The 21,532-nt window shown below is 73.1% G+C and carries 21 protein-coding genes; 17 read left to right on the plus strand and 4 right to left on the minus strand.

Features of this window, described 5'->3' with window-relative positions; genetic code table 11:
- The 9 genes from ACZ7H1_RS31705 (at nt 1) to ACZ7H1_RS31745 (ending at nt 9,455) form a co-directional block, all read left to right on the plus strand.
- On the plus strand, nt 1-990 hold the full coding sequence (locus ACZ7H1_RS31705; RefSeq protein ID WP_470791287.1) for a 3-oxoacyl-ACP synthase III family protein: 990 nt from the start codon (nt 1-3) through the stop codon (nt 988-990).
- Nucleotides 987-1,883, plus strand: coding sequence for a 3-hydroxybutyryl-CoA dehydrogenase (locus ACZ7H1_RS31710; RefSeq protein WP_470791289.1), 897 nt, complete (start codon nt 987-989; stop codon nt 1,881-1,883). Before ACZ7H1_RS31705 ends, ACZ7H1_RS31710 begins: the two co-directional genes overlap by 4 nt.
- A 204-nt stretch (nt 1,884-2,087) precedes the next feature.
- The gene (locus ACZ7H1_RS31715; protein WP_470791290.1) at nt 2,088-2,711 is read left to right on the plus strand and encodes a ScbR family autoregulator-binding transcription factor; all 624 of its coding nucleotides are present in this window, start codon (nt 2,088-2,090) and stop codon (nt 2,709-2,711) included.
- A 246-nt stretch (nt 2,712-2,957) separates the two neighbouring features.
- Nucleotides 2,958-3,806, plus strand: a complete 849-nt coding sequence (locus ACZ7H1_RS31720) for an AfsR/SARP family transcriptional regulator (protein WP_470791292.1) — start codon at nt 2,958-2,960, stop codon at nt 3,804-3,806.
- Between the two features lie 88 nt (nt 3,807-3,894).
- Entirely contained in the window at nt 3,895-4,599 is a 705-nt protein-coding gene (locus ACZ7H1_RS31725) for a ScbR family autoregulator-binding transcription factor (RefSeq protein ID WP_470791294.1), read from the plus strand.
- Nucleotides 4,600-4,632: 33 nt separating this feature from the next.
- Nucleotides 4,633-5,493, plus strand: coding sequence for a phosphopantetheine-binding protein (locus ACZ7H1_RS31730; protein WP_470791296.1), 861 nt, complete (start codon nt 4,633-4,635; stop codon nt 5,491-5,493).
- Between the two features lie 33 nt (nt 5,494-5,526).
- The gene (locus tag ACZ7H1_RS31735) at nt 5,527-7,485 is read left to right on the plus strand and encodes a polyketide synthase (protein ID WP_470791298.1); all 1,959 of its coding nucleotides are present in this window, start codon (nt 5,527-5,529) and stop codon (nt 7,483-7,485) included.
- Nucleotides 7,482-8,303 (plus strand): 4'-phosphopantetheinyl transferase family protein, encoded by an 822-nt coding sequence (locus ACZ7H1_RS31740; protein WP_470791300.1) that lies wholly within the window; start codon nt 7,482-7,484, stop codon nt 8,301-8,303. The genes ACZ7H1_RS31735 and ACZ7H1_RS31740 overlap by 4 nt, the downstream gene beginning before the upstream one ends.
- A gap of 225 nt (nt 8,304-8,528) precedes the next feature.
- Nucleotides 8,529-9,455 carry an MBL fold metallo-hydrolase gene (locus tag ACZ7H1_RS31745; RefSeq protein WP_470791302.1) on the plus strand — a complete coding sequence of 309 codons (927 nt, stop codon included), beginning with the start codon at nt 8,529-8,531 and terminating at the stop codon, nt 9,453-9,455.
- A 101-nt stretch (nt 9,456-9,556) separates the two neighbouring features.
- On the opposite strand, the gene ACZ7H1_RS31750 is transcribed toward ACZ7H1_RS31745, so the two are convergent.
- A complete protein-coding gene (locus tag ACZ7H1_RS31750) occupies nt 9,557-10,606 on the minus strand; it encodes an AfsR/SARP family transcriptional regulator (protein ID WP_470791304.1) in 1,050 nt (349 codons plus the stop codon).
- A gap of 250 nt (nt 10,607-10,856) precedes the next feature.
- On the opposite strand from ACZ7H1_RS31750, the gene ACZ7H1_RS31755 reads away from it, so the two are divergent.
- The 3 genes from ACZ7H1_RS31755 to ACZ7H1_RS31765 all read left to right on the plus strand — a co-directional run bounded on the left by ACZ7H1_RS31755 (nt 10,857) and on the right by ACZ7H1_RS31765 (nt 15,234).
- Complete coding sequence (locus ACZ7H1_RS31755; protein ID WP_470791305.1) at nt 10,857-11,720, plus strand: AfsR/SARP family transcriptional regulator; 864 nt, start codon at nt 10,857-10,859, stop codon at nt 11,718-11,720.
- Between the two features lie 127 nt (nt 11,721-11,847).
- Nucleotides 11,848-12,609, plus strand: coding sequence for a thioesterase II family protein (locus ACZ7H1_RS31760; RefSeq protein ID WP_470791306.1), 762 nt, complete (start codon nt 11,848-11,850; stop codon nt 12,607-12,609).
- A gap of 354 nt (nt 12,610-12,963) precedes the next feature.
- Entirely contained in the window at nt 12,964-15,234 is a 2,271-nt protein-coding gene (locus ACZ7H1_RS31765; RefSeq protein ID WP_470791307.1) for an MMPL family transporter, read from the plus strand.
- A gap of 58 nt (nt 15,235-15,292) precedes the next feature.
- On the opposite strand, the gene ACZ7H1_RS31770 is transcribed toward ACZ7H1_RS31765, so the two are convergent.
- Nucleotides 15,293-17,281 (minus strand): sigma-70 family RNA polymerase sigma factor, encoded by a 1,989-nt coding sequence (locus ACZ7H1_RS31770; protein ID WP_470791309.1) that lies wholly within the window; start codon nt 17,279-17,281, stop codon nt 15,293-15,295.
- A gap of 85 nt (nt 17,282-17,366) precedes the next feature.
- Nucleotides 17,367-17,690 (minus strand): YciI family protein, encoded by a 324-nt coding sequence (locus ACZ7H1_RS31775; protein ID WP_470791311.1) that lies wholly within the window; start codon nt 17,688-17,690, stop codon nt 17,367-17,369.
- Between the two features lie 164 nt (nt 17,691-17,854).
- On the opposite strand from ACZ7H1_RS31775, the gene ACZ7H1_RS31780 reads away from it, so the two are divergent.
- The 4 genes from ACZ7H1_RS31780 to ACZ7H1_RS31795 all read left to right on the plus strand — a co-directional run bounded on the left by ACZ7H1_RS31780 (nt 17,855) and on the right by ACZ7H1_RS31795 (nt 20,391).
- Entirely contained in the window at nt 17,855-18,538 is a 684-nt protein-coding gene (locus tag ACZ7H1_RS31780) for a DUF998 domain-containing protein (RefSeq protein ID WP_470791313.1), read from the plus strand.
- A gap of 90 nt (nt 18,539-18,628) precedes the next feature.
- Nucleotides 18,629-19,189 carry a hypothetical protein gene (locus tag ACZ7H1_RS31785; RefSeq protein WP_470791315.1) on the plus strand — a complete coding sequence of 187 codons (561 nt, stop codon included), beginning with the start codon at nt 18,629-18,631 and terminating at the stop codon, nt 19,187-19,189.
- A gap of 132 nt (nt 19,190-19,321) precedes the next feature.
- The gene (locus ACZ7H1_RS31790) at nt 19,322-19,660 is read left to right on the plus strand and encodes a DoxX family protein (protein WP_470791317.1); all 339 of its coding nucleotides are present in this window, start codon (nt 19,322-19,324) and stop codon (nt 19,658-19,660) included.
- Nucleotides 19,661-19,794: 134 nt separating this feature from the next.
- A complete protein-coding gene (locus ACZ7H1_RS31795; protein WP_470791319.1) occupies nt 19,795-20,391 on the plus strand; it encodes a dihydrofolate reductase family protein in 597 nt (198 codons plus the stop codon).
- Nucleotides 20,392-20,497: 106 nt separating this feature from the next.
- Here the strand turns inward: ACZ7H1_RS31795 and ACZ7H1_RS31800 are convergent, their stop codons facing one another.
- The gene (locus tag ACZ7H1_RS31800) at nt 20,498-21,124 is read right to left on the minus strand and encodes an MBL fold metallo-hydrolase (RefSeq protein WP_470791321.1); all 627 of its coding nucleotides are present in this window, start codon (nt 21,122-21,124) and stop codon (nt 20,498-20,500) included.
- Nucleotides 21,125-21,217: 93 nt separating this feature from the next.
- Between ACZ7H1_RS31800 and ACZ7H1_RS31805 the strand changes: the two genes are divergently transcribed.
- The gene (locus ACZ7H1_RS31805; protein ID WP_470791323.1) at nt 21,218-21,430 is read left to right on the plus strand and encodes a hypothetical protein; all 213 of its coding nucleotides are present in this window, start codon (nt 21,218-21,220) and stop codon (nt 21,428-21,430) included.
- Nucleotides 21,431-21,532: the final 102 nt, after the last annotated feature.

The raw sequence follows: 21,532 nt of genomic DNA on the forward strand, positions 1-21,532 counted from the left end.
GTGGGGATCGGCATACTCTCCACCGGCTCCTACCTGCCCAAGAACGAAGTGGGCAACGAGGAAGTCGCCGAGCGCGTCGGCGTCACCGCCGAGTGGATCGAACGCAAGACGCAGATCCGGTCGCGGCGCTACGCCGCCCCGCACGAGGCGACGTCCGACCTGGCCGTGAAGGCCGCCGAACGGGCCCTGGCGCAGGCGCGGCTGACCGCGGAGCAGATCGACTACATCATCGTCTCGACCTCCACCGGGGACTTCCCGCAGCCGCCCACCTCGCATCTGGTGCAGCACGGGCTCGGCGCCTACGGTGCGGCCTGCTTCGACATCAACGTCGTCTGCAGCGGCTTCGTCTACGCGCTGTCGCTGGCCCACAGCCTGGTGACCGTACGGCCGGACGCCCGGGTGCTGGTGATCGGCGCGGACGTGTACTCGCGCATCCTGGACTTCACGGACCGCAAGACGGCGATCCTCTTCGCCGACGGCGCCGGCGCCGCGGTCGTCGGGGCGGTGCCGGAGCCCTACGGGATCATCGCGACCGACCTGGCCAGCCGCGGGGACGCGCACCACCTGATCCGCGTCGAGGCAGGCGGCAGCCGCAATCCCGCGTCGGCCGAGACCGTCGCCGAGGGCGGCCACTTCTTCAAGATGGACGGCCGCGGAGTACGGGACTTCGTCGCCGAGCACGTGCCGCCGGCCCTGCTCGCCCTGGCGGACAAGGCCGGGGTGGACATCGGCGATGTCGACCACTTCGTACCGCACCAGGCCAACGGCGTCATGCTCGGCGAGGTCGTCGAACGCACCGGGCTGGGCGCCGCGCAGACGCACCGCACGCTGATCCGGTACGGCAACGTCGGCAGCGCCTCCGTGCCCGTCGCACTCGACGAGGCCAACCGCACGGGAGCGCTGAAGCCGGGGGACCTGGTGCTGCTCGCGGGATTCGGCGGGGGCATGTCGATCGGCGCATCACTTCTGACCTGGGGGGACCGGACATGACCACGACCACGGCCACGACCGAGCAGAGAGCCGGTGCCGGCATCGAGCGGGTGGGTGTCGTCGGCAGCGGCATCATGGGCACCGGCATCGCGGAACTGTGCGCGAAGGCCGGGCTGAACGTCAAGGTCGCGGTGTTCTCCGAATCGTCGCTGGTGACGGCGCCGCAGCGGCTGGCCGCCTCCCTCGACCGCGGGGTCGCCAAGGGCAAGCTGACCGCCGGGGAGCGCGACGCGGCGCTCGGCCGGGTCTCCTTCACGCGCGACCTCGGCGATCTGGCGGACCGCCAGCTGGTGGTCGAGGCGGTCAAGGAGGACGAGCAGCTCAAGCTGGAGGTGTTCGCCACCCTCGACAAGACCGTCGAGGACCCGGACGCGATCCTGGCGACCAACACGTCCTCGATCCCGGTCGCCCGGATCGCCGCCGCAACCGGGCGCCCGGGCCAGGTCCTCGGCCTGCACTTCTTCAACCCCGTCCCGGCGCTGCCGCTCGTCGAGGTCGTCGCCTCCGTGCTGACGGACGAGGCCGTGGCCGAGCGGTCGCTGGTCTTCGTCCGCGACGTCCTCGGCAAGAAGCCCATCGCCTCGCCGGACCGCGCGGGCTTCCTCGTCAACGCGCTGCTGTTCCCGTACCTGCTCTCCGCGATCCGGATGGTCGAATCGGGCCTGGCCACGGCCGAGGTCGTCGACCAGGGCATGGTGCAGGGCTGTTCGCACCCGATGGGGCCGCTGCGGCTCGCCGACCTGATCGGTCTGGACACCACCGTCTCCATCGCGCAGGCCATGTACGAGGAGTTCAAGGAGCCGCTGTACACGCCTCCGCCGCTGCTGCTGCGGATGGTCGAGAGCGGCCTGCTGGGCAAGAAGTCCGGCCGCGGCTTCTACGCGTACGCGTAGGCCGGCGGTTCGGCGGAGGGGGCGGACGCGAGGGCGTCGAGCCGTGGGGCGTGCGGGTCCCACGGCTCGGCGCCCTTCGGCGTGTGACCAGCCCATTAGAGAGAAACCGCCCGAGCGGTTTGTTATAGTCGCCTCTGGATCGGGCAGCTCTCCGGCCTGCCGTCCGGCACGCGGGTGACCCGCCCCGGAGCGACGGAGCAGTCGATGGCGAAGCAGGAACGCGCGGTGCGTACGCGTGAATCCCTGATCCGGTCCGCGGCCGAGGTCTTCGACCGCGAGGGCCTCCCGACCGCGTCGCTCGCCTCGATCAGTGCGCTGGCCGGGGTGAGCAACGGGGCGCTGCACTTCCACTTCGCGAGCAAGGCGGCCCTGGCGGATGCCGTCGAGGAGGCGGCGCTGGGCCGGCTGTGGGCCGTCACGGACGGCGCGCCCCCGCCCGGGGCGAGCCGCCATCTCCAGCTCCTGATCGACGTCACCCACGGGCTCGCGGGTGCGCAGCGCACCGACGTGGTGCTGCGGGCCGGGTTCTCGCTGGGCGACGAACCGTCCCGCCCCCGCCGCGGGCGCCTGAGGGAGCGCTGGGGTTCCTGGGTCGCGCAGACGCTGCAGCGGGCCGAGGCGGCGGGCGAGTTGCGCCCCGGGGTGGCGGTGCGGGACGTGGAGACCGCCGTGGTGGCTGCGACCGTGGGCCTCGAGGTGCTCGGGGGCCGGGACGCCGTCTGGCTCTCGGCGTCGACGGTCACCCGGTTCTGGCGGCTGCTGCTGCCGACGCTCGTGCCGGCGGCCCGTCTCGCCGGCCTCGAAGCCGCGGGAACCCGGCACCAGTAGAGGCCAAGTGGAGACCACCCGGTTTGTTTACTCGTGGTCTGACCTCGCCCCGGAAGGGGGTCAGGTGGTGGACGGGTGTCCGGTTTCCGTTGTGTGGAGATCATTCCGAACAGATCGGTGCAGGTCAGAGCCGTTTCCGACGGAGGGGTCCCAAAATTAAACAGCACGGTCGGTCGGTTTCACATTGACAAACCGCCGGTCCTGTTTTTTACTGACGGAGGCTCATCCACGGACAGGGGAGTAGGCGTGGACATCGAAGTACTGGGCACACTGGCGGTGCGGGAGCACGGAGTCTCCATCGCGCCGACGGCCCCCAAGCCGCGACAGGTGCTGGCACTGCTGGCCCTCCATGCCGACCAGGTCGTCCCGGTCTCGGCACTGATCGAAGAACTGTGGGCGGGCGCACCGCCGCGCAGCGCACGCACCACACTGCAGACCTACGTACTGCAGCTGCGGGCCCTCATCGCCACCGCCCTGGAAAAGGGCGCGGCCGACGGCCAGGGCGCCGAGGGCGCCGCGGAACAGCGCACCGCCAAGGACGTGCTCGTCACGCTCCCCGGCGGCTACCTGCTCAACAGCGGCGGCGGCACCAGCGACGTCCGCGAGTTCGACCGGCTCGCCGGCATGGGCTACCGGGCCATGGACGGGGGTGACTTCCCGGGCGCGGCCCGGCTGCTGCGCGAAGCGCTTTCCCTGTGGTCCGGACCCGCCTTCGCCGACGTGCAGGGCGGCATCCAGCTGGACATGGAGACCCGGCGCCTCGAGGAAACCCGGCTCTGCGCGCTCGACCAGCGCATCGAGGCCGACATGCGGATCGGGCGGCACCGCGAGCTGCTCGCCGAACTGACCGTACTGGCCAGCCGGTACCGCACCCACGAGAACCTGCACGGCCAGTTCATGCTGGCTCTGCACCGCTCCGGCCGCCGGGGCGAGGCCCTCGACGTCTACCAGCGGCTGCGCGCCACCCTGGTGCGCGAACTCGGCCTCGAGCCCTCGGCCGCCCTGCGCCGGCTGCAGCGCTCGATCCTCATGGCCAGCCCCGAGACCCCGGCGGTGGCGGAGACGAACAACGAGCAGCTCGTGCGCGTGGCGTGACACCGCCGTGCACCAGACAAGGAACGCGGCTGCGACCGGCTCACCGGGCCGGACGCGCGCCCGGACCACGGGCCGAGGAGGCAGGGCGATGCAGGACAGGTCGGAGCGGACCCGCAGGAAGCTCGTGCATGCGGGAGCCGCGATGTTCCACCGCCACGGCTACGCCAATGCGACGCTCGGGGAGATCGTCGCATTCGCCGGAGTGACCAAGGGAGCGCTGTACTTCCACTTCTCCTCCAAGGACGAACTGGCAGAAGCGGTCCGGCAGCGCGGCAGCGAGCTGCTGCACGAGGCGGTGCGCGCACGGCGCGCCTCCGGCATCTCCCCGCTCCAGACCCTGATCGACACGACCCACTGGCTCGCACGCAGCCTGCGCGAAGAGCCGGCGATCCCGGCCGGCTTCCGCCTCGCCACCGAGTGCGCCGGACTCCCCGCGCTCACCACCGACTTCCAGCGGATCTGGCTCGCCCAGGTGTGCGAGCTGCTGCGCGAGGCCCGGGACGCGGGCGAACTCCGCGCCGAGGGCCGCTGGGAGAGCATCGAATCGCTGGTCGCCGCCGCGTCCTGCGGCATCGAGGTGCTGTCCGCCGCCGGCCTGCCGCACGCCGAGCTTCAGCGCCGGGTGTCCGGGCTGTGGTCGCTGCTGCTGCCGAGCCTGGTGCCCGAGGGCGCGGAGAAGGACTTCCGGACCGGGATGCCGGGCACCGACCCCGCCCCCGGCCTCGTGGGCGACGCCTTGGACGACCCCGCTGACGACCGGCCCCGGCCGGTGCTCTCGGGCAGCACGGCGTGACCGTGTGCCACCGACGGCTTGGAGGAGCCTGCGATGACGAATGACCGTCCTGCGGACGTACTGACGGACCTCATCGGGGTGCTCGGCGACGTCCTGCGGGTCAAGCCGGAGAAGATCGACCCCGAGCAGACCTTCCAGTCCATGGGGCTCGACTCCCTGCTGGTCGTGGAGTTCGTCGCCGTCGTCAACTCCCGGTACGGACTGCGGGTACTGGCGACCGACCTGTACGACTTCCCCACGCCGGCGTCCTTCGCGCGCGAGGTCGCGCGGGCGGCGAGCAGCACGGCTGCCGTCTCCGCCCCCGCCTCCGCACCGTCGCCGGCCGCCGCCTTCGCCCCCGCCTTCCCGGTGCCGTCCCCGGGTCCCGACCCGCACGCCGCCCCCGCGCGGCAGGTGCCGGCGGCCGCCGCGGCGACCCGGATCGCGGAGGTGCTGCGCGAACAGCTCGCGGGCATCCTGAGCTGCGACCCCTGGGACATCAACCCCACCGCCGCGTTCAACGTGCTGGGCGTCGACTCCATCGTGGGCGCGGAGTTCATCGCGGTCGTCAACCGCACCTTCGGTCTCCAGGAGCGCTCGGTACTGCTGTACGAGCACCCCAACCTCGCCGCCATGGCCGCCTACGTCGCGGCGCGCACGGGCGGCGCCGCCCAGGACCTCGCCCCTGCCGCGGCCGCCGCCGGGAGCCCCGCTCCCCAGCCGCCGCAGCCGCAGCCGCAGCCGCAGTTCCGCCCGGCCGCCCGGCAGGCGCCCCCCGCCCCCGCCCCCTCGACCGCTCCCGCCCCTGCCGCACGTCCGCTCCCGGGCGGCGACCTCGACGTCCTGCTCGACGCGATCGCCGACGACCGGCTCACCGTGGACGAGGCACTCGTGCTGCTCGCCCGACGCGGCTGACGCTGTTTCCACCCTGAGAAGGAGCACGTCCAGATGGACGAGAAGGAAGTCCTGACCCGGTTCAAGAACGGCCATCTGGACCGGGCCCAGGTGGCCGAGCTGCTGACCGGCGCCGCCGGCGCCGCCGGCCCCCGCCCCGGGAGCGGCCCGGACCCCGTGGTCTTCCGGTTGCCGGACGTCTGGCCGGAGCAGGACGCGCACGAGCAGCACCCCGCGGCAGCACGCCCGGCCGCCGGCCGCGGCGCGGACCCCGCGCCCGCAGCCCCCGCCACGCTCCCCGCCCCCGCCGCCCCGGACGCCGGCCCCGTCGCCGTGGTCGGAATGGCCGGCCGCTACCCGGGCGCACCCGACCTCGCCTCCTTCTGGCGGCTGGCGCGCGGCGGGCACGACAGCGCCTCCCGGCCGCCGTCCGGCCGCCCCGGCGACGAGCGCGGCCACTACCTGGAGCGCGTACAGGACTTCGACCCGGAGTTCTTCGGGATCGACGCACACGAGGCCGCCCTGATCGACCCCCAGGAGCGGCTGTTCCTGGAGACCGCATGGGAGGCCCTCGAGGACGCCGGCTGCACCGGCGGCCGCCTGGACGCCCTGACCGCCCCCGACGGCACCCCGCGCAGCGTCGGCGTCTTCACCGGCGCCGGGACCGGCGACTACGTGCTGCTCGCGGCCCGGACCTGGCGGCGCGAACAGCCCCTGACGATGCCCCGGCGCGGCCAGTGGAGCCTGCCCAACCGGCTCTCGGCCCTGCTCGGCCTCACCGGCCCGAGCCAGGCCGTCGACACCGCCGAGTCGTCCGTGCTCGTCGCGCTCCACCTCGCCGTCGCCGCCCTGCACCGCGGCGAGTGCGCCGCCGCGCTCGTCGGCGGCGTCCGGCTGCTGCTGCACCCCTCCAGCCGGCACCCCGGCGCGGGCGAAGGAGTCGGCGCGCTCCTGCTCAAGCCCCTGGCCCGGGCCCTCGCCGACGGCGACAGCGTCCACTGCGTCGTCCGCGGCAGCGCCGTCGGCCACACCGCCCCCGACCCCTCGACGGCCGGACCCGGCCGCAGGTCCCGCACCGCCGGCGCCCGAACGCACGCCGCCGCGCGGGCCGCCAGGTCCCTGCGCGAGGCCTGCGCCGCCGGCGGTACCCGGCCCGCGGACCCGGCCGCGCCCGGCCCGGCCGCCGACGCCCCCGCGGACCGCGGTCTGCGCGAGGCCCTGCGCGCCGCCGGAGTGGACGCGTCGGCCGTCGCCGTCCGGGAGGACGCCGGATCCGTACGCGCGCTCGTCGGCGACGCCGGCCCCGCGACCGGCGCCGCCGCCCTGACCCGGGCCGTGCTCCAGCTGCGCCACCGGACCCTGGCCCCCGGGCCGGGCCGCGCCGAGGCACAGCCCTGGGCGGGCGAGGAAGGCGGGAAGGACACACCCCGCCGCATCTGCGTCGGGGTGAGCGGCGCCGGCGGCGCGGACGCGCACGTGGTCCTGGAGGAGTACGTGCCCGCCACCGAGCCGGGCCGCGACCCGGCTCCCGCGTCCGGCGAGCTGTTCGTCCTGTCCGCTCCCACCCCCGCCCATCTGGCCGCCACCGCACGGCGGTTCGCCGAGCTGCTCGGCGGACCGGGCCCCGTACCCCCGCTCGCGGCGCTCGCCCGTGCCCTGCGCACCGGCCGGGCCGCCATGGACTGCCGCTTCGCGGCCGTCGTCGGTGACACCGGCGAACTGGTACGCGCCCTGGAGCGGTTCGTACGGGACGGCGCCCCCTGCGCCGACCTGCGGGACGGCGGCGCCGACCCGCTGGCACTGGGCGGCGTACCGGAGACCGACGGGTACCTCGCCGCGCTCTGGCAGGCCGGGCACCTGCACCAGCTCCGCGGCCTGTGGCTGTCCGGGCTCGACGTCGACTGGACCGCCCTGGAACCGGCCCGCGGGGCCGCGTCCGTGGCCGTGCCGCTGCCCGCATCCGCATTCCTGCGCGTCCCGCTGTGGCTGGGCGGCGAGGAGGGCCAGGCATGACCACCATGCCTTTCGACCCGGCGGCGCCGGGGGAGAACGAACCCGCCCCGGTCAACCTGTGGTTCTGCCCCAACGAGGACCTCGCGCCCGGGATCGCCGCCACCCTCGCCTCGTACTGGCTGGACGAGAACGAGCAGGAGGTCGCCGGCCGCTTCCTCTTCGAACGCGACCGGCGCCAGTACCTCGTCGCCCACGCCCTGGTGCGCCGGGTACTGGCCCTGGAGACCGGCATCCCCGAGGCCGAGGCGGTCATCTGGCGCTCCTCGCGCGGGCGGCCGTTCCTCCAGACGCCCGCCGGCGGCCTGCCGCGCGGCGCGGACACGCTGGACTTCAACCTCTCGCACGCCAACGCGTACAACCTGCTCGGCGTCTCCCGGGGCCTGCGCATCGGAGTCGACGTCGAACGCCTCGACCGCGGCGAGCGCGGCCTGGAGAACATCATCGCGACGTTCTCCCCCGAGGAGCAGCACTGGATCGCCAGCGCCGCCCCCGGCCGGCCCCGCAACCGGCGCGCCCTGCGCCTGTGGACACTGAAGGAGGCGTACTCCAAGGCCCGCGGGCTCGGGCTCGGCCTGCCCTTCGACTCCTTCGTCTTCACCCTGGCCGAAGACCGGGGCGTCCTCGCCTTCCGGCCGCCCGCCGACGACTCCGCGGCACGCTGGCGCTTCCTCGAGGTCGAGCCGGTGCCCGAGGTGCTGGCGGCGGTCGCGGTCGAAGTCGACGAGGCACGGCCGCCGGCCGTCCACCTGCACCACGGATTCCCGTGGGGGCGCGCCGCACCGCGCCGACTGGTTCTGCCCGAACCCGCCGGAGTCTGACCGCCTCGCGGCGCGAACGATCCTTTACGGAAAACCGCTCGAAGGCCGACCGGAATGCGCAACAAATAAGCTGGAGACCAGTTATCCGGCATGCGCCGAAATCCGGAAATCGGCGGGAAACAAACGGGAAATCGGTCGATCCGGCGGCGTAGTTCCGGAGAATTCGGCCCGCGCATCGACAAAGGGCCCGTCCGCGGTCCCGCCGTGAACAGAAAGAGGTCTCCCGTGCACGCCACGACCACCACGGCGCCGGCCGCCGCCACCGTCACCGAGGTGGCCGGGGGCGTCCACGCGTACGTCCAGCCCGAAGGCGGCTGGTGCCTGAACAACGCCGGCATCCTCACCGACGGCGGCCACAGCGCGCTCGTCGACACCGCCGCCACCGAAAGCCGCGCCCGGCAGCTGCGCCGGGCCGCCCTGCGCCTGGCACCGCGCCCGCCGCGTGCCGTGGTCAACACGCACTTCCACGGCGACCACACCTACGGCAACTTCGTCTTCCCCGAAGCCCTGACCATCGGCCACGAGCGGACCCGGGACATGGTCCGGGCGGCAGGGCTGCACATGGCCGGGCTGTGGCCGGACGTCTGCTGGGGCGACATCGAGATCACCCCGCCCGAACTGACCTTCCGGGACCGCACGACGCTCCACGTGGGCGCCCTCCGGGCCGAGCTCGTCCACATCGGCCCCGCGGCCCACACCACCGACGACACGATCGTCTGGCTGCCCGACCAGCGCGTGCTGTTCACCGGCGACCTCGTCATGAACGGCGTCACGCCGTTCTGCGTCATGGGGTCCGTGGCGGGCTCCCTGCGCGCCCTGGAGGAGCTGCGCGCCCTCGGCGCCACGACGATCGTCCCCGGTCACGGGCCGGTCGGCGGCCCCGAGCTCCTCGACGCCAACGCGGCCTACCTGCGCTGGATCCAACGCCTGGCCAAGGACGGCGCCGCGGCCGGAGCGACCCCGCTCGAGCTCGCCCGCGCCACCGACCTCGGCCCGTACGCCGGGCTGCTCGACAGCGAGCGCCTGCTGCCCAACCTCCACCGCGGATACGCCGAGGAACAGGGCCTGCCCGAGGGGTCGCCGCTGGACGTCGGAGCCCTCTTCCGGGAGATGGCCGTGTACCACGGCCGCCCCCCGCAGTGCCTCGCCTGAGCCGGCGCACCGGACCCCCTGCCGCAGTCGCCGGCAGGGGGTCTTCGCGTACGTACGGGCGGAGCTCGGATGCGGCGCCGGATGCGGCGTGCGGGCGGGCGTCAGACGAACTGACCGTCCGCCACCGGGGCGGCGGCCGGGGCCAGCAGGTTGAAACGCCGGATCAGCTCGTCCTGCTCCCGGCTGAGCGACTCGATCCGGTCGCCGAGACGGGCGATCTCCCGGCCGAGTTCGCGCAGCGCCGCCTCGGGGGCCGGCGAGCCGGGGGGAAGGCCCGGGAGACCCGGGACGGGCGCCGCGGGCCGGGCGACCGCGAGGGGCGGCGCGGGCCTGGCCACCGCGAGGGACGGCGCGTGGTGCAGGATCGCCTCCATCCGCTCGCGCAGGGCCGGGCCGGGCTCGACGCCGAGCTCGTTCACCAGCCGCCGGCGGGCACGCTCGTACACGCCCAGCGCCTCCGACTGCCGGCCGCACCGGTACAGGGCCAGCATCTGGAGGTCGTAGAGCCGCTCGCGCATCGGGTGACTGGCCGTCAGCCGCTCCAGCTCCCGGACCACCTCGGCGTGCCGGCCGCTGCGCAGATTCGCGTCGTACAGCGTCTCCAGCGTGATCAGCCGCAGCTCCTCCAGCCGGTCCGCCTCCACCGTGCAGATGGGCCCGTGCGTGCTCCCCTCCAGCGCCGGGCCGCGCCACAGGGCGATCGCCCCGCGCAGCAGCTCGGCCGCGTGCACGGGGTCGGAGCCGAGCGCGGCCCGGCCCTCCGCGGACAGCCGGTGGAAGCGCTGGGCGTCGGTGGTGGCCCGGCCCGGCCGCAGCAGGTAGCCCGTCGAGCGGGTGGAGATCCACTCCTGCCCGCCCGCGTCCGGGGCCCCGCCCTGCAGCAGCCGGCGCAGCCGGGCCACGTGGGCCTGCAGCGCATTGGCCGCGCTCACGGGCGGCCGGTCGCCCCACAGTTCGTGGATGAGCCGCTCGGCGGACAGCACGTGTCCCGCCCGCACCACCAGGGCGCCGAGCAGGGCCCGCTGCTTCGAACCGGCGGGCGCGATGTACGCCCCCGCATGCCGGTCGAACACCTCCACCGGGCCCAGCACGCGGAAGTCCACCTCGGTGTCGCCGTCCACGCCCCGGGCGCCGTGTGCGCCGAAATCCATGGTTCCTCCTCCCGGCGGCCCGACCCTGCGGGAACTGCGGAAAAGGCACGAAGACCGGCGGGAAAAGAATAAGGTGCCGGTGATAATCCCAGAGTGGAATCTACCAGCTTGTTTTCAACGTGCAACCATGTGGGACGGAGGGTGGCTCAACACCTGCTCGAGAATGCGCGGGCGCCGTACTGGATCCAGCTACCGTGCCGGAGTCGAAGGCTGTAAATCGATGGGAACTCGACGAAATACGGAGGAGACCGTGAAGATTCAGGTTCTGGGTCCGTTGAGTGCCGAGGTCAACGGGGGCTCGATTGTTCCGACGGCTGGCAAGCCGCGCCAGATCCTGGCGCTGCTCGCGCTCTCTCCGGGGCGGGTGATACCCGTACAGACCCTCATGGAGGAGATCTGGGGTACCGACCTTCCACAGAGCGCGCTCACGACACTGCAGACGTACATCCTGCAGCTGCGCAGGCGGCTGGGCACGGCCATGGGCCCGGGCGTCCCGGGCAGTGCCAAGGACGTCCTCGCGACCCGGCACGGCGGCTACCTGCTGCAGATTCCGCCGGCCGCGGTCGACGTCCACGAGTACGAGACGCTCGTGGCGGGCGGACAGCACGCATTCGAGGAAGGGGACGACGAGCGGGCCGCCGACCTGCTCCGCAAGGCGCTCGGCCTGTGGAACGGCCCGGCACTGGTCGACGTACGGGTCGGACCGATCCTCGAGATCGAGGTCATGCGCCTCGAGGAGAGCCGGCTCGTGACCGTCGAGCGGCGCATCGACGCGGACCTGCGCCTGGGCCGCCACGTCGAGGTCATCGCCGAGCTGGCCGAACTGATCGCCCGGCACCCGCAGCACGAGGGACTGCACTCCCAGGCCATGGTCGCGCTGTACCGTTCCGGCCGCCAGGCCACGGCCCTGGACGTCTACCGCAAGCTGCGCAACCGCCTGATCGACGAACTGGGCGTGGAGCCGTCCCCGCAGCTGCAGCGCCTGCACCAGGCGATGCTGACGGTGGATCCGGCGCTGGACGTGGTGGCGGGGCCGCGCCGCGGGTCGACGTTCGACCTGTACTCGGCGGCTCCGACGCCGTCCCGCTACACGGCCTGGTCGGAGGCCTCGTGAGGAGCGGGGCGGGACCGGCCCGGCCGGTCCCGCCGCCGCTGCGGGCCGCAGACCGACGGCCCACCGGTCCGACCACGACCACGGCCGCGGACCGACCGGCCGGCACAGACGAAGGGACACACCAACAGTGAACAGCACGTGGTTCCGGCGCTTCACCACCGCCGCGGGACAGGGGCCGCGGCTCGTCTGCTTCCCGCACGCGGGGGGCTCCGCGACGGCCTACACACAGCTGGCGCGTACGCTGCCCGCCGACTTCGACGTGGTGTCCGTGCAGTATCCGGGGCGTCAGGACCGCTACCGCGAAGCGCCGTTCACCGCTCTGAGCTCGCTCGTCGGGGCAGTGGCCGAGGAGCTGGCCCGCGAACTGTCCGCGGACCCCGGACGGCCGTACGCCCTGTTCGGCCACAGCATGGGCTCGCTCGTCGCGTACGAGACGGCCCGCCTGCTCGCCCGGGACGGACACCCCGCGCCCGAGCGGCTGTTCCTCTCCGGCCGGGGCGCGCCGGACTACCGGCCCCACGTCCCGTACCACCTGTACGACGACTCCGAATTGCTGGCCGACGTGCGCAGGCTGGGCGGCATGGACCAGGCCATGCTCGACAACCCCGACATCCAGGAGATGGTGCTGCCGGCGCTGCGCGGCGACTACCGGGCCCTCGGCACCTACCGCTGGAGCGGTGGCGAGCCGCTCGCCACCGCGATGACCGTCCTGCTCGGGGACAGCGACCCGATGGTGACGGTCCCCGAGGCGCAGACGTGGCGGGAGCACACCACCGGCGACTTCGCCGTGGAGGTCTTCTCCGGCGGCCACTTCTACATCGCCGACCACATCGACCGCGTCGCCGCGACCCTCGCCGAGGGCATGCCCGCCGGCGCCGCTGCCTCCTGAGGGCCCGTCAGCCGCCCCGTACGCCGTACGCCCTTCCCCGGACCGGCGCCTGAACACAGCTGCGCCGGACAGGCGCCGGAGGTCTGGTAGAGCCGTCTCCGGACATTTTCGGCTACGGGTTCGAGCGGGTGCCCAACGGCCCGGCGGCCCGGCTCGGCGACCCGCCGCAAGGCGCTGACCAGGACCGGAGCATCGTCTCGTACCGAACGCCCCGCAGCCCCCGGCGAGGGGGGCCGCGGGCGTTCGGCCGCCTGGTGTGGCGTGAATGCATCCACGCTAACCAAACCGGCCAAGCGGTTTGTTATATTCTTCGGGTCCTGCCCGTTCTGCCGATCCGATGGGAGTCCACTCGCCGTGGCTACCTTCCTGTACAAACTGGGCCGCCTGGCCTTCCGGCGCCGGGGCCTGATGGCCCTCCTGTGGGTGTTGATCTTCGGCGGCGTCGGTGTCGCGGCGTCGTCCGCGCCACCACCCCCCGCAGACACCTTCTCCATGCCGGGCACCGAGTCCCAGAAGGCCTTCGACCTCCTCGCCGAGAAGTTCCCCGCCGCCGGCGCCGACAGCGCCAGCGCCCGCGTCGTCATCCGCGCCCCCAAGGGCCAGAAGATCTCCGACGCCGGACCCAAGGCCGACGTCGGCGCGCTCGTCGCCGAACTGTCCAAGGCGCCTCAGGTCGTCGCGGCCGCCGACCCGTACCAGGCCAAGACCGTCAGCAAGGACGGCACCACGGCCTACGCGGTCGTCACCTACAAGGTCCCCGGCCCCGAGGTCAGCGACGAGGCCCACGAGGCCTTCGACAAGATCACAGAGAAGGCCCGCGGCAAGGGCCTGACCGTCGAGGCCGGCGGTGACGCCGTCAAGATCGAGGCCGAGGTGGGCGGTTCCGCCGAAGGCATCGGCATCCTCATCTCCGCGATCGTCCTCGTCCTCACCTTCGGCTCCGTGATCGCCGCCGGCATGCCCCTGCTCACCGCCCTCATCGGCGTCGCAGTCGGCATCTCCGGCATCACCGCGCTCGGCTCCACCCTCGGCCTGTCCACCACCACCTCGACGCTGGCGATGATGCTCGGTCTCGCCGTCGGCATCGACTACGCCCTGTTCATCGTCTCCCGCTACCGCTCGGAGATGATGGAGGGCCGCGACCGCGAGGAAGCCGCCGGGCGCGCCGTCGGCACCGCCGGCTCCGCCGTCGTCTTCGCCGGCCTCACCGTCATCGTCGCCCTCGCCGGCCTCTCCGTCGTGAACATCCCGATGCTCACCAAGATGGGCCTGGCCGCCTCCGGCACCGTCGCGGTCGCCGTGCTCATCGCCATCACGCTCGTTCCCGCGCTGCTCGGCTTCGCCCCCGTCAAGGTGCTCCGCCGCCGTGACCGCGCGGCCTTCCGCACCAAGCCGCTCTCCGCCCGCCAGGAGCGCAAGGCCGCCAAGAACGCAGCCAAGAACGCCGCACGCGCCGCCAAGGACGCCGCACGCAAGCCCAACCTCGGCTCCCGCTGGGCGCGTTTCGTCCTGCGCCACCCCGTCGCCGTGCTCCTCGTCGGCGTCGTCGGCCTCGGCGCCATCGCCGTACCGGCCACGAGCCTCGAGCTCGGCCTGCCCGGCGAGGGCCAGATGGCGACGGACACCACCCAGCGCAAGGCCTACGACATGCTGTCGGAGTCCTTCGGCGCCGGGTTCAACGGCCCGCTGATGATCACCGTCGAAGCGAAGGACGCGAAGGCCGCCGGCGAGACCGTCGGCAAGGCCCTCGCCAAGGAGAACGGCGTCGCCTCCGTCTCCCCGGCCACCGTCAACGAGGCCGGCGACACCGCCATCCTCAACGTCATCCCCACCACCGGCCCCGCCGACGTCAAGACCGAGGACCTGGTCCACGCCCTGCGCGGCCTCGCCGGCGGCCTCGAAGCCCAGACCGGCGGCGAGGTCCTCATCACCGGCCAGACCGCCATGCTCATCGACTTCTCCAAGACCCTCGACGACGCCCTGCTGCCCTACCTCGGCCTCGTCGTCGGCCTGGCCTTCATCCTGCTGGTCCTGGTCTTCCGCTCGCTGCTCGTCCCGCTGAAGGCGGCCCTCGGCTTCCTCCTGTCGGTGAGCGCCGCACTCGGCGCCGTCGTCGCCGTCTTCCAGTGGGGCTGGCTCCAGGACGTCTTCGGCATCGACCAGCCCGGCCCGATCATGAGCACCATGCCGATCTTCATGATCGGCATCGTCTTCGGCCTCGCCATGGACTACGAGGTCTTCCTCGTCTCCCGGATGCGCGAGGCGTACGTCCACGGCGCCGGCCCGGACGAGGCCGTCGTCACCGGCTTCCGCTACAGCGGCCGCGTGGTCACCGCCGCCGCCGTCATCATGATCAGCGTGTTCTCCGGCTTCATCCTGGACCCGAACGACATGATCCAGATGATCGGCTTCGGCCTGGCGAGCGCCATCCTCTTCGACGCGTTCGTCGTCCGCATGGCCATCATCCCGGCCCTGTTCGCCGTGCTGGGCAAGGCGGCCTGGTGGCTGCCCAGGTGGCTCGACCGGCTGCTCCCCAACGTCGACGTCGAGGGCGAGAAGCTCAACCACATCGCCCCCCGGCCCGCCGCCCAGCGCCCGGCCCGCGAGCGCCAGCTCGTCGACTGACACACCCCGTTCGCCCTCCGGCCCGGCGGCTCCCAGCCGCCGGGCCGGACCGGCAGGTTCAGGCCGAAGGCAACCGGCCCGGGGCTTTGAGCTGGCGGAGGGTGTAGCCGTTGCGTGCCGGGTCCAGGGACCTCGTGGTCTCCTTGAACAGGTACTCGGCCCGTTCGTAGGACAGGCGCCGCCGGCCCGTCTCCGGGCACAGGTCCGCCTGTGCGGGTGTGCGGGCGGGTCCGGGCCGCCGGTCGGAGAGGAAGAGCGGGCCCCGGGTCCGGCCGGCCAGCAGCCGGGGCAGGAGCCGGGCGGTTCCGGAACGCCAGCCCACCCGGGTGCGGCCCGTGACGGCCCTGCGGTCGTCCAGGTCCAGGTCCTCGACGTTCAGCGACAGGACCGCCGTCGCACCGGCGGACGACTCGTGCAGCAGCCGCCACAGCGTCCGTTCCCGCAGGGGCAGGTCCGGGTGGTTCCAGAGAGCGTCCAGCTGCGCGGGGCCCAGTGCCCGCGCCTGTGCCCGGGAGCCGGTCCCGGTGCGCCGCTCCAGCTCCGCCGCGAGGTCGCCCAGCGACGCCCAGGTGCCGAAGGACCGCACGGCCGAGCGGTGCCGGTTCCAGGTGCCGGCCGCCGTCCCGCCCCATGCGGTCGCGAACACCCGCGCCACCTGGCCGGCCGTCAGGGCGGCCAGCGGCATCTGCCCGCCGAGGGCGAGGCACAGACGGCGGAGGGTCTGTTCGTACGCGCGGATCGTCCCGGCGCCCAGATCGTCCCGGCTCAGGAACTCCTGTGCGGCCTGCCCGAGTACGGCAACGGGCGCGCCGGTGACGGCGATCTCCTCCGCACGGCGGTGCAGAAAGGCGCGCTCGGAGGCGTTCTTCGCGAGCGACGCGGCCCGGTGGAACTCCAGCCGCGCCTCCTGGTGCCGGCCGAGGCGGGCGAGCAGGTCCCCCCTCACGCCGGGCAGGAGGTGGTAGTCGCGCAGGGCCGGATCGACCGTGAGCGAGTCGGCGAGGTCGAGTCCCGCCTGCGGTCCGTACGCCATCCCGAGCGCCACCGCGCGGTTGAGCTGGACGACCGGCGTCGGAAGCAGCCGCACCAACGCGCCGTACAGCTCCGCGATCTGCGCCCAGTCGGTCTCCTCGGCAGTACGTGCCTGTGCGTGGCACACGGCGATCGCCGCCTGCAGGAGGTACGGGCCGGGAGGTCCGCCGGCTTCCCGGGCCCGCAGCATCGCTGTGAAGCCGCGGCGGATGAGCAGCTGGTCCCAGCGCCCCCTGTTCTGCTCGTGCAACTGGACCGGCTCGCCCGTCGGCCCGGTGCGCGCGGCCGAGCGCGAGGCCTGGATCTCCATCAGCGCGACCAGCGCGTGCACCTCGGCCTCCCGAGGCGCGGCCTCGGCCAGCAGCCGGCCCAGTCGCAGTGCCTCGAGGCAGAGCCCGGGCCGCATCAGATCGTCGCCGGAGGTCGCGGAGTATCCCTCGTTGAAGATCAGGTAGATGACCTCCAGCACGGAGGAGAGCCGCTCGGCCAGCGCCGGTCCGTCCGGCAGGTCGAGCGGGACGCGCTGTGCGGCCAGTACCTGCTTGGCCCTGGCGAGGCGCTGAGTGATCACCGTCCCGGTGACGAGGAAGGCCCGCGCGATCTCCTCGGTCGTCAGGCCGCCGAGCAGCCGGAGCGTCAGAGCGGCCCGGGCCTCGGTCGTCAGCGCGGGATGGCAGGAGACGAGCATCAGCCGCAGGACGTCCTCCTGTTCGGCGTTCTGCCGTTCCGGGCCCTGCTGCGGTTCGAGCTCGTGCGCGAGCTGCTCCTGTTTGCGCGTCAGCCGCTCGGAGCGCCGTATGTGGTCGACGGCCCGCCGCTTGGCGGTGGTGGTCAGCCACGCTGCAGGGTTGTCGGGTATGCCCGACCCGGGCCACTGCTCGAGCGCGGCGACGAGGGCGTCCTGCGCCAGTTCCTCGGCGAGGCCGACGTCCCGCACCATCCGGGTCAGCCCGGCGACGATCCTGGCCGATTCGAGTTTCCAGACCGCGTCGATGGTGCGATGGATGTCCGGCACGGGCACGATCACAGCAGGTGCCCCGGCCCGCCTGCAAGCCGGGGCACCTGTCCCGGCCGTCCGGGAGGCGGGGGAGGCCGACGGGTCAGGGGCCGTAGACCTGCTGGACCACGCTCTCCCCGTCCCCGACGATCCTGCGGAAGCGGCGGGCCAGCTCGATCGCCTCTTCCCTGGACCGGACCTCGATCAGCGCGAAGCCGGCGACGGCCTCCTTGGCCTCGGCGAACGGCCCGTCCGTCACCGTGATCGCGTCGCCGGCGGAGCTCACCAGGACACCGTGCGGCTCGAGTCCGCCGGTCGCGAGCAGCACGCCCGAGGCCGTCAGCTCCTCGATGAACTTGCCCATCTCTACGTACAGCTTCTCGTCGGGGGCGGCGTCGGAAGGCCTGGTGGTCATCAGGTAGCGCATGCGGATCCCTCTTCTCGTCGTGCACGTCCGTGCCGTGCCGTGTGCCTGTGTCTGCCACCACGTCGAAGAAGGAGATGTGACAGGAAACGGGCCGCATTCCCTGTCACATCACCCGTTCGACGTGCCGGTGAGAAACCGACATGCCGAACCCGGAGGACACCCCCATGAGCACCGTCGACGACCGCAGCAGCACCACCGTCTCGGCCGCGCCCGGCGCCCCGGCCCGGAGCGCCACCCGCTCCCTGCTCACCTGCCTGGTCGTGGCGTCTCCCCTGTGGGCGCTCGTCTCCCTGACCCAGGCCGCCACCCGGGAAGGCTTCGACATCACCCGCCACCCGCTGAGCGCCCTGAGCAACGGCTCCCTCGGCTGGCTCCAGATCGCCAACTTCCTGGTCGCCGGAATCCTCCTCGCCGTCGGCGCGACCGGCCTGCGCCGAGCCCTGGCCGGCACCCCCGGCAGCACCTGGGCACCGCGGCTCGTACGGGTCGCAGGCATCGGGATGACCGCAGCGGGACTGTTCGTCATGGACCCCGCCGAAGGCTTCCCCGCAGGCACCCCCTACGGGCCGCCCGCCACGCTCACCTGGCACAGCTACGCCCACTTCGCCGCCGGCTCGGTCACCTTCCTCTCGCTGATCGCCGCGTGCTACGTCCTGGCCCGTCACTTCGGCCGCACCGGCAGCCGCGGATACGCCGTACTCGCCCGCACCGCCGGCACCGCCCTCCTGGTCGGCAACGGCTGGGCGATGAGCGGCGGTGAGGCCGGCACCCTGACGCTGGCCGTGGGCGTCCTGACCGCCATGCTCACGATCTCCCTGATCGCGAACAGGTACCGCCGCACCCGCTGAGCGCCACCGGCCGTACGGGCCTCCCTGCAACCGGCCGGACCCGTCCGGGCGTGCTCATGATCAGATCACCCGAACGGCCGGAGGAACACGATGAACCGCAAAACGATCGCCTGTGCCCTGGGCGCCACCGCCCTCGCGGCCGCCGGCGCCGTCCTCCTCGGCACCGGCGGGAACACCGACGGCGCCCCGCTGTCCGCCGAGGACACCCGCGCGCTGGTCCGGATCGGGAACGCGTACCTCCAGCAGCGCGCGGACGCGGTCACCGACACCGGCGCCCCGGCGGGCGCGACCGCCGGGGTCACCCCGGCCCTGGCCGGCAAGCTCACCGGGGAATTCTCCGCCCTTGCCGCGCACGGACGGAGCCTGCGCGCGGTCAACGGCGGCTACTCCCGCGCCGAGGTCACCCTGACCCCCAGCAAGGCCACCGCGGAAGGGGACACCGCGACCCTCGACGTCACCGAGCACACCCGGCTGGCGCACGGCACGACCTCCCCGGACGCCCCGGAGTTCGAGGAGTACGAGCTCCCCCACACCCTCACCTTCACCCGCACGCCCCAGGGCCGCTGGCAGCTGTCCGAGGACCGGCCGCACCTGGCCGGGCCCTCGCCCGCCACGTGGTTCCACATTCCGCCGCAGACGGCGGGCGACTGAGCAGGAATCCGAAAGGAACCCCCCCTCCCCGTCACACTCCCCGCCCCCCGTGGGTCAGTGCAGTGAAGGTGAAGGACCCACCGAAGGGCCCCGAACCCCAGCCCCGACCCGACCCGCCGAGGAGTGCCTCCGATGTCCACCGCTTACGTCGTCGTGACCGTCCTGGCCGCCGTGATGGCGGGCTTCTCCGCCGCATCCGTCTTCCTGCGCGCCCCCTGGGTGATCGAGCCCCTCGCCGCGTACGGCGTCCCCCGCACCTGGTGGACCTGGCTCGGCGCAGCCAAGGCCGCCGGCGCCCTCGGCCTCCTGGCCGGCCTCTTCCTCCCGGTCATCGGCGTCCTCGCCGCCGGCGGCCTGGTCCTCTACTTCACCGGAGCCGTGATCACCGTCGCCCGCGCCCGCTCCTACGCCCACATCCCCTTCCCCCTGATCTACGCGGCCCCCGTGGTCGCCGCCCTGGCCCTGGCCTGAGGCAACCGCCGCGCTCGGCCGACAGCGCCGCACGACCCGGGATCACCCATTCGGACCGCGTCGGTCCGATGAGTTTCCGGCGGGCCGGGGGTCTACCTTCCGTAAACCCGCAGGAAGAAAGAGGAACGATCCCCATGCGCATCGTCATCAGCGAGTTCATGAGCCTGGACGGCGTCGTACAGGCACCCGGCGGCGCGGAAGAGGACACCGACGGCGGCTTCGCCAACGGCGGCTGGTCCCACCCCTTCTTCGACCCCGAGGTGGTCGGCGGCGCCTTCACCGACACGCTCGACGGCGCCGACGCCCTCCTCTTCGGACGGCGTACGTGGCAGACGATGGCCGGCGCATGGCCCGGGCGAGCCGGCGAGCCGTTCGCCGACCGGATGAACTCCATCCGCAAGTACGTCGTGACCCAGACCCTCGCCGACGACGAACTGACGTGGAACAACACCACCCGCATCGACGGCGGCACGGCCGTCGCCCGGATCCGCGAGCTGCGCGACACCGGCACCGGCAACCTCGCCGTCATGGGCAGCCCCACCCTCGTCCGCACCCTCCTGAGCGAGGGCCTGGCCGACGAACTGACCCTCATCGTCATGCCGGTACTCCTCGGCGGCGGCAAGACGATCTTCCCCGACGGCGGCGGCCTGCGCACGCTCGAACTGGTCTCCACGGTCACGAGCCCCGCCGGCGTGAACGTCTGCGCCTACCGCCCGGCCTCCGGCACGTAGCACCCGGAGCGCGCCCCGGCCGAATTTATCCGCCGGTTAAAAAGAAACACGCCGGGGGGGGGGCAGGACCGCCGGGTGCGCCGACCCGGTGACGGGCTGCGGCTCCTCAGGGACGGGGAAGGTCGACCGACCCTCCCTCCGGGATGCGGGCGTAGTCGGTCCCGCCCTGCCCCTCCAGCCACCGGTCGAAGTTGTCCATGCCGAGAGCGCTCAGGTGGGCGTCGTGGATGGGGAACGTACGCGCCGGCCGGATCGCCCGGACGAGCTCGATCGCATCGCGGTGCTTCAGCCACGGACCGGCCGCCGGAAGCAGCAGCGTGTCGACCTTTTCGGCGGGTACGAACAGCGAGTCGCCGGGGTGGTAGACGCCGTCCACGATGAACCCGATGTTGGGGCACCCGGGCAGTCCGTCGATGATCTCCGCGTGCTCGCCGCCGACGGCACGCACGGTGAACCCGGCCGCGGTGAAGGTGTCACCCGGGTTCACACCCGTCACTCCGTCACCGAGGCTTGCGGCCAGGGCGGCATGGGTGTGCACGGTCAGCGCAGGGTTGGCGGCCCGGGCCGCCTTGAGCTTGTCGACGTCTATGTGATCGTCGTGTTCGTGAGTGATGAGCACGGAGGTGGCACCGGCCAGCGACTCCACCTCCGACCAGGTGCCCGGGTCGATCACGAGCACCTGGTCGCCGTCCTCGAGACGGACGCAGGCATGGCCAAATTTCGTCAGACGCATCGCATCAACCTACCGGCAGCCGCAGGGATTCACCCGCCCGATTTCCCGCAGGTAGAGTCGGGATCCGGTTCTCGAACGGGGGGAGGGAACGTCGTGCTCGAGCTCGGTGTGTTTCTGGGCCTGATGGCCCTGGCGGCGGTCTGGATGGTGACGGTCGTGCTGCGCCGCGGGAAGCGGCGTACGGACAGCGTCGACGGCTTGCTCATCGAGCAGGCCCGTACGCAGCAGGCCAGGAGCGACCGGAGCTCCTACTCGTCGATGGCCGTGCACAACTCCCTGACGCAGAACAACCAGTACAAGCCGTAGCCCACGCCGGCGGGGGGGGGGGGGGGGGGGGGGGGGGGGGGGGGGGGGGGGGGGGGGGGGGGGGGGGGGGGGGGGGGGGGGGGGGGGGGGGGGGGGGGGGGG

Source organism: Streptomyces sp. NPDC037401, from assembly GCF_055602345.1.

What these genes read in the sequence shown, in the direction of transcription:
- ACZ7H1_RS31710 (WP_470791289.1), top strand. Translation starts at nt 987, where the DNA reads ATGACCACGACCACGGCCACGACCGAGCAGAGAGCCGGTGCCGGCATC.
- ACZ7H1_RS31715 (WP_470791290.1), top strand. Translation starts at nt 2,088, where the DNA reads ATGGCGAAGCAGGAACGCGCGGTGCGTACGCGTGAATCCCTGATCCGG.
- ACZ7H1_RS31725 (WP_470791294.1), top strand. Translation starts at nt 3,895, where the DNA reads ATGCAGGACAGGTCGGAGCGGACCCGCAGGAAGCTCGTGCATGCGGGA.
- ACZ7H1_RS31730 (WP_470791296.1), top strand. Translation starts at nt 4,633, where the DNA reads ATGACGAATGACCGTCCTGCGGACGTACTGACGGACCTCATCGGGGTG.
- ACZ7H1_RS31735 (WP_470791298.1), top strand. Translation starts at nt 5,527, where the DNA reads ATGGACGAGAAGGAAGTCCTGACCCGGTTCAAGAACGGCCATCTGGAC.
- ACZ7H1_RS31740 (WP_470791300.1), top strand. Translation starts at nt 7,482, where the DNA reads ATGACCACCATGCCTTTCGACCCGGCGGCGCCGGGGGAGAACGAACCC.
- ACZ7H1_RS31750 (WP_470791304.1), bottom strand. Translation starts at nt 10,606, where the DNA reads ATGGATTTCGGCGCACACGGCGCCCGGGGCGTGGACGGCGACACCGAG.
- ACZ7H1_RS31775 (WP_470791311.1), bottom strand. Translation starts at nt 17,690, where the DNA reads ATGCGCTACCTGATGACCACCAGGCCTTCCGACGCCGCCCCCGACGAG.
- ACZ7H1_RS31780 (WP_470791313.1), top strand. Translation starts at nt 17,855, where the DNA reads ATGAGCACCGTCGACGACCGCAGCAGCACCACCGTCTCGGCCGCGCCC.
- ACZ7H1_RS31785 (WP_470791315.1), top strand. Translation starts at nt 18,629, where the DNA reads ATGAACCGCAAAACGATCGCCTGTGCCCTGGGCGCCACCGCCCTCGCG.
- ACZ7H1_RS31790 (WP_470791317.1), top strand. Translation starts at nt 19,322, where the DNA reads ATGTCCACCGCTTACGTCGTCGTGACCGTCCTGGCCGCCGTGATGGCG.
- ACZ7H1_RS31795 (WP_470791319.1), top strand. Translation starts at nt 19,795, where the DNA reads ATGCGCATCGTCATCAGCGAGTTCATGAGCCTGGACGGCGTCGTACAG.
- ACZ7H1_RS31800 (WP_470791321.1), bottom strand. Translation starts at nt 21,124, where the DNA reads ATGCGTCTGACGAAATTTGGCCATGCCTGCGTCCGTCTCGAGGACGGC.